Origin of the sequence: Acetomicrobium sp. S15 = DSM 107314, from assembly GCF_016125955.1 — a bacterium.
In the GTDB taxonomy this organism is placed as follows: Bacteria; Synergistota; Synergistia; order Synergistales; family Thermosynergistaceae; genus Thermosynergistes; species Thermosynergistes pyruvativorans.
Genome location: NZ_JADEVE010000189.1, coordinates 1 through 318, shown reverse-complemented (window position 1 = coordinate 318; position 318 = coordinate 1). Strand labels below are relative to the sequence as shown.

Annotated in this window: 1 protein-coding gene; it reads left to right on the top strand. The window is 48.1% G+C overall.

Features of this window, described 5'->3' with window-relative positions:
• A partial coding sequence (locus tag EZM41_RS05485) for a hypothetical protein (protein WP_232619108.1) occupies nucleotides 1–197 on the top strand: 197 nt, incomplete at its 5' end.
• Between the last annotated feature and the right edge of the window lie 121 nt (nucleotides 198–318).

Here is a 318-nt window from a genome sequence, read left to right as displayed (position 1 = left end):
CCTCAAGAGGCGCCTCGCCTTTACATATGGCAAGGCACCTTTCCATCAACGCTGTGAGCTTGCGGCTCGCCTCCTCGGCGCGACCATACATAGCTTTAGCGGCGTCGAAATCGCGCCTCGATACCGCTTCGATAGCGGGATTCTTTATCAGGCCAGCTAAGGAAGAGAAAGAAGAAATAAATAAAGCTGAAAATTAAGAAGGTATCATACAAGCTAAGAGTGTGAGGGAAGCCGTAATTTGGCGCACTAAGTGCAACTTTTGCAACTTCTATTTAGCTTTTTCAAAGTTGGCTTATTCGGTTTTGGCGGTGGCTACGC